The sequence below is a fragment of the Pseudoroseomonas cervicalis ATCC 49957 genome (genome assembly GCF_000164635.1).
Lineage (GTDB): Bacteria > Pseudomonadota > Alphaproteobacteria > Acetobacterales > Acetobacteraceae > Pseudoroseomonas > Pseudoroseomonas cervicalis.
Genome location: NZ_GG770777.1, coordinates 1,223,684 through 1,229,123, shown reverse-complemented (window position 1 = coordinate 1,229,123; position 5,440 = coordinate 1,223,684). Strand labels below are relative to the sequence as shown.

At 75.1% G+C, this 5,440-nt stretch carries 4 protein-coding genes; 2 read left to right on the top strand and 2 right to left on the bottom strand.

Going from position 1 to position 5,440, the window contains the following annotated elements:
* Nucleotides 1–603 (bottom strand): protein-disulfide reductase DsbD domain-containing protein (locus tag HMPREF0731_RS23050; RefSeq protein ID WP_007003018.1); only part of this gene is annotated, 603 nt, incomplete at its 3' end.
* Between the two features lie 156 nt (nucleotides 604–759).
* Nucleotides 760–1,605, bottom strand: coding sequence for an isocitrate lyase/PEP mutase family protein (locus tag HMPREF0731_RS05320; protein WP_007003016.1), 846 nt, complete (start codon nucleotides 1,603–1,605; stop codon nucleotides 760–762).
* 120 nt (nucleotides 1,606–1,725) lie between these two features.
* Here HMPREF0731_RS05320 and hrpB point away from each other — a divergent pair, with 120 nt between their 5' ends.
* Nucleotides 1,726–4,164, top strand: a complete 2,439-nt coding sequence (gene hrpB, locus HMPREF0731_RS05315; protein WP_007003015.1) for an ATP-dependent helicase HrpB — start codon at nucleotides 1,726–1,728, stop codon at nucleotides 4,162–4,164.
* A 173-nt stretch (nucleotides 4,165–4,337) separates the two neighbouring features.
* Nucleotides 4,338–5,423, top strand: coding sequence for a trypsin-like peptidase domain-containing protein (locus HMPREF0731_RS05310; protein WP_007003014.1), 1,086 nt, complete (start codon nucleotides 4,338–4,340; stop codon nucleotides 5,421–5,423).
* Nucleotides 5,424–5,440 lie beyond the last annotated feature (17 nt).

Genomic DNA, 5,440 nt, shown 5'->3' with positions numbered 1-5,440 from the left:
CAGCGCGCCCGCCTGCCCCTCGAAGCCCAGGCTGGCCGGCCAGGGGGAGGGGCGGGGCAGGCTGGCCTCGGCGGCGCGGAAGGCGTCGGCCAGGGCCGGGTCGGGGCGGGCGGTGGGCTCGACCGGCAGGTCGAGGCGGAAGACGCCTTCCTCCGGGATGCAGACCTTCTCGCAGACCAGCCAGCTGCCCTCGGCCTCGATGGTGAAGACATCGCCGGGCCGCAGATCGGCCGGCGGCGTCACCGTCAGCGGCAGCAGCACCTGGCCTTCATAGCCGTAATTGACCAGCGGCCCGAAGGGCATGCGGTAGGGGGCGGGCCAGTCGAAGCCGGTGGCGCTGGCGCCCTCGGGCAGGGTGAAGCTCAGCTCCGGCGGCGTGCCGGCATCGCCGGGATTCTTCCAATAGGTGTGCCAGCCCGGCGCCAGGGACTGGCGCAGCCCGACGCGGAAGGGCTGGCCTGGCGCCACCGACTGCACCTCGGCCGCGAGGGTCATGCGGGCGCGCTCGCTGGCCACTGGCGCGCTTTCCAGCGCGGCGGCGGGGCCGGCCAGCACGGTCAGGGCCAGCAGGGCGGGGGCCAGCCAGGGCAGCGCAGGGGACATGGAGGAATGGAAACCTTTTTCGCGGCCGCGAGGAAGACGCTTCTGCGTGACGAATCGTGTCTCGCCCAGCCCCCGCTTTTCGTATGGCGATGCAGCGGCTGGCGGGTGCAGGGGACCCTGTCCCCTGCCGGGGGAGTTTGAGGGGGCAGGGCCCCCTCAAGCCGCGCCCGTGCCGCAGCCCGGGCGCGGGTCCATGAAGGCCTCCACCTCGGCCCCGGTCAGCGCGTCGCGGGCGAAGCCGAAGCGGCCCTGGTCGCGGATCTCCAGCGCCGCGCGGTGCAGCGCGCCGAGCGCCGCGCGGGCGAGCGACCCGCCCAGGCTGATGCGCTTCACCCCGGCCTCCGCCAGCTCGGCCACGGTGAAGACCGGGCCCACCAGCCCCATCACCACATTCACCGGCCGGTCCAGCGCGGCGCAGAGGGTGCGGATCTGGCCGATCTCGCGCAGGCCGGGGGCGTAGAGCACTTCCGCCCCGGCCTCGGCATAGGCCTGCAGGCGGCGGATGGTGTCGTCGAGGTCGGGCCGGCCATGCAGGAAGTTCTCGGCCCGCGCGGTCAGCACGAAGGGCAGGCCGCGCGCCGCCTCGGCCGCCGCGGCGACCCGCTCCACCGCCTGGTTGAAGTCGTAGATCGGCCGCGCCGGATCGCCGCTGGCATCCTCGATCGAGCCGCCGACGAGGCCGACCGCCGCCGCCTCGTGCAGGGTGCGCACGCAATCCTCGGGGCGGTGGCCGAAGCCGTTCTCCAGATCGGCGGAGACGGGCAGGTCCACGGCGTCCACGATGGCGCGGGCATTGGCCAGCGTCTCCTCCCGCCCCGCCGCGCCGTCGCGGCGGCCGAGCGAGAAGGCCAGGCCGGCGCTGGTGGTGGCCAGGGCGGCGAAGCCGAGCCCCGCCAGCAGCCGGGCGCTGCCGGCGTCCCAGGGGTTGGGGATGACGAAGGCGCCTTGCGCCGCATGCAGGGCGCGGAACCGCGCCAGCTTTTCCTCGCGGGCCTGGCCCATGACGAGTTTCTCCCTGTTTGGCTTCCGTGAACAAAAACAGAATAGACGGGTTCGGGCCGGCGACCAGCCTCTTTGCGCTGCCCTGGCCGGGCTGGCTCCGGATGCGCTACAGCCGGGCGCATGGATGCCCTGCCGGACCTGCCCGTCACCGAAGCCCTGCCGCGCCTGGTCGCGGCGTTGCGGGAGGGGCCGAATGCCGTGCTGGTCGCACCCCCCGGCGCCGGCAAGACCACGCTGGTGCCGCTCGCCCTGCGCCATGAGGCCTGGGCGGACGGCCAGAAGATCGTGGTGCTGGAGCCGCGCCGTGTCGCCGCCCGCGCCGCCGCCCGCCGCATGGCCGAGCTGCTGGGCGAGCCGGTCGGCCAGACGGTGGGCCTGGCCACCAGGCTGGAGCGCGCGGTCTCCGCCGCCACGCGGATCGAGGTGGTGACGGAAGGCCTGCTGGTGCGCCGCCTGCAGACCGATCCGGGCCTCGAGGGCACCGCCGCCGTGCTGTTCGACGAGGCGCATGAGCGCAATCTCGACACCGACCTGGCGCTGGCTCTCTGCCTCGACCTGCAGCGCGGGCTGCGGCCGGAGCTGCGCCTGCTGGCCATGTCCGCCACCATCGAGGCCGAGGGGTTTTCCCAGCTGCTCGGTGGCGCGCCGGTGATCGAGAGCCTCGGCCGCGCCTATCCCGTCCTGGTGCAGCACCGCCAGCGCGACATCCAGGAGCCGCGCGACCTGCCGGAGGCGATGGCCAGCGCCATCCGCAGCGCCCTGGTCGAGCATCCCGGCGATGTGCTGGCCTTCCTGCCTGGCTGGGGCGAGATCCGCCGCACCGCCGAGCGCCTGGGCGGAGTGAAGGCCGAGGTGCTGCCGCTGCATGGCGAGCTGCCGCCGGCCGAGCAGGACCGCGCCCTCAACCCGTCAGCGAACAGGAAAGTGGTGCTGGCGACCTCGATCGCCGAGACCTCGCTGACCGTGCCGGGGGTGCGCATCGTGGTCGATGGCGGCTTCCGCCGCGCGCCGCGCCTGGACCCGGCGACCGGGCTGGCGCGGCTGGCGACCTTGCGCATCTCCCGCGCCGCCGCCGAGCAGCGCGCGGGCCGCGCCGGCCGCACCGAGCCCGGGGTCGCCATCCGCCTGTGGAGCGAGGCGCTGCATCGCGGCCTGCCGCTCTCCGACAGGCCGGAAATTCTCGAATCCGAACTCTCCGGCCTGGCGCTGGATTGCGCCGCCTGGGGCAGCGACCCCACGGAGATGGCCTTCCTCGACCCGCCGCCCGCCGGGATGCTCGCCGCCGGCCGCGCCTTGCTGCGCGACCTCGACGCGCTGGATGGGGAAGGCCGCATCACGCCCATGGGGCGGCGCATGGCGCGCATGGGCACGCATCCGCGCCTGGCCCGCATGATGGCGGAGGCGGCGGACGCCGAGGAGGCGGCGCTGGCCGCCGAGCTGGCCGCCCTGCTGGAGGAGCGCGACCCGATCCGCGGGCGCGAGGCGCCCTCCGACATCCAGCTCCGCCTCGACCTGCTGCATGGGGCGGACGACCCGAATGCCGACCGCGCCGCACTCGGAAGAATCCGGCGCGGCGTGACGCTGCACCGCCGGCGGCTCGGCGTGCCCGGCGGCACGCAGGCGGCCGGCGATGCCGGGCTGCTGCTGGCGGCCGGTTTCCCCGACCGCATCGCGGCGAAGCGCGGCGCCATGGATGGCGCCTTTCGCCTGGCCTCGGGCCAGGGCGCGCGGCTGCCCGCCACCGACCGGCTGGGCCGCTCGCCGCTGCTGGCGGTGGCGGACCTGGAACTCGCCGGCACCGAGGCCCGCATCCGCATGGCCGCGCCGCTGACCCGCGAGGCGCTGGAAAAAAAGTTTCCGGAGCGGCTGGTGCGGGAGGAGGGCGCGGCCTTCGACGCGCGCGCCGGCGCGGTGGTGGCGCGGCGGCGGCTGCGGCTCGGCCCGCTGGTGCTGGAGGAGGCGACGCTGCCGCATGCCGATCCCGCCGCCCTGGCCGTGGCGCTGGCCGAGGCGGCGGCGGGGCGGGGGTTCCGCGACCTCGACTGGTCGAACGCCGCCCTGCAGACCCGCGCCCGCATCGCCTGGATGCACAAGGCGGAGGGCGGCGACTGGCCGGATGTCTCGGACGCCGCGCTGGCGGAAGGCGGCGGCGCCTGGCTGGTGCCCTGGCTCGCCGGGCTGACCAAGCTGTCGCAGCTGAAAGCGCTGGATACGGTGGCGATGCTGCGCGGCATGCTGCCGCACAAGCTGCCGCGCCTTCTGGATGCCGAGCTGCCGCCGCGGCTCGACCTGCCCGGCGGGCGCAGCGCCGCCATCGACTACACCGGCGAGGTGCCGCGGCTGGAGGCGCGGGCGCAGTTTCTTTTCGGTCTCGCGGGCCTGCCGAAGCTGGCGGGGGGGAAGATCCCGTTGCAGGTGGCGCTGCTCTCCCCGGCCGGGCGGCCGGTCGCCGTCACCGCCGACCTCGCCGGCTTCTGGAAGGGGGCCTGGGCGGATGTGCGCAAGGACATGCGCGGCCGCTACCCGAAGCATGACTGGCCGGAGGATCCGTCGCGCTGAGTCGCGCCCCTGGCCGGCGGGACGGAACCCCTGACCGCCGCCGCCGTTCCCCAGGGCAAGGCCCGCCGCCCCGGCGCTTCGTCCATCCCCCCGGCTTGAAGCCAAGCCCAGGGCAGGGCCACATTCGTGCCGTTCCGGCGTTACCATCCGCGCCGATCAAGGAAGACCGCCCGATGCCCGCCCCCCGCCGCATGCTCCTTGCCGGATTGGCCAGCCTGGCCCTGGCTCCGCTCGCCCCCTCGCTCTCCCCGCTGGGGGCGCGGCCGGCGCTGGCGCAGCGCGCCGTGCTGCCGGATTTCGCCGACCTGGCCGAGCAGGTGCTGCCCTCCGTCGTCAACATCGCCGTGCTGTCCGAGCAGACCACCACGCAGATCCCGCCCGAGCTGCGCGGCACGCCCTTCGAGCGCTATTTCCGCGAGCGGCGCGGCAGCCAGCAGGTGCAGGGCGCCGGGTCGGGCTTCATCATCGACCCGGCGGGCTACATCGTCACCAACAACCATGTGGTGGGCAACGCGGTGCGGGTCGTCGTCTCGCTGCAGAACGGCACCGAGCTGCCGGCCCGCGTCGTCGGCACCGACGAGCTGACCGACCTCGCCCTGCTGCGGGTGGAATCGCGCACGCCGCTGCCGGCCGTGGCCTGGGGCAGCTCGGCCAATCTGCGCGTCGGCGCCTGGGTGCTGGCGGCGGGCAACCCGTTCAGCCTGGGCGGCACCGTCACCTCCGGCATCGTCTCGGCCCGCGGGCGCGAGATCGGCGCCGGGCCGTTCGACGATTTCATCCAGACCGATGCCGCCATCAACCCGGGCAATTCCGGCGGGCCGCTGTTCAACACGGCGGGCGAGGTGATCGGCATCAACACCGCCATCTACTCGCCCTCCGGCGCCTCGGCCGGCATCGGCTTCGCCACGCCCTCCGACCTGGCGCGCGGGGTGATCGACCAGCTGAAGCGCGACGGGCGGGTGGAGCGCGGCTGGCTCGGCGTCGCGGTCGAGGATCTGGGCGAGGAGGCGGTGCCTGGCGGACGCAACCGCGGCGTGCAGGTGCGCAGCGTCGAGCGCAACAGCCCCGCCGCCCGCGCCGGGCTGCGGCCGGGCGATGTGGTCACCGCGCTGAATGGCGAGCGGATCGAGACCTCCCGCGCGCTGATCCGCAGCGTGGCCGGCACGCCGCCGGGGCAGACGGTGCGGCTCTCGCTGACCCGCGACGGGCGTTCGCGCGACATGGCGGTGCAGGTCGGCCGCCGCCCCTCGGGGCCCTGAGGCGTCCCGCCTGGGGG

Excerpts from the sequence above, each read along its gene's own strand:
- hrpB (WP_007003015.1), top strand. The coding sequence starts at position 1,726 with ATGGATGCCCTGCCGGACCTGCCCGTCACCGAAGCCCTGCCGCGCCTG.
- HMPREF0731_RS05310 (WP_007003014.1), top strand. The coding sequence starts at position 4,338 with ATGCCCGCCCCCCGCCGCATGCTCCTTGCCGGATTGGCCAGCCTGGCC.
- HMPREF0731_RS05320 (WP_007003016.1), bottom strand. The coding sequence starts at position 1,605 with ATGGGCCAGGCCCGCGAGGAAAAGCTGGCGCGGTTCCGCGCCCTGCAT.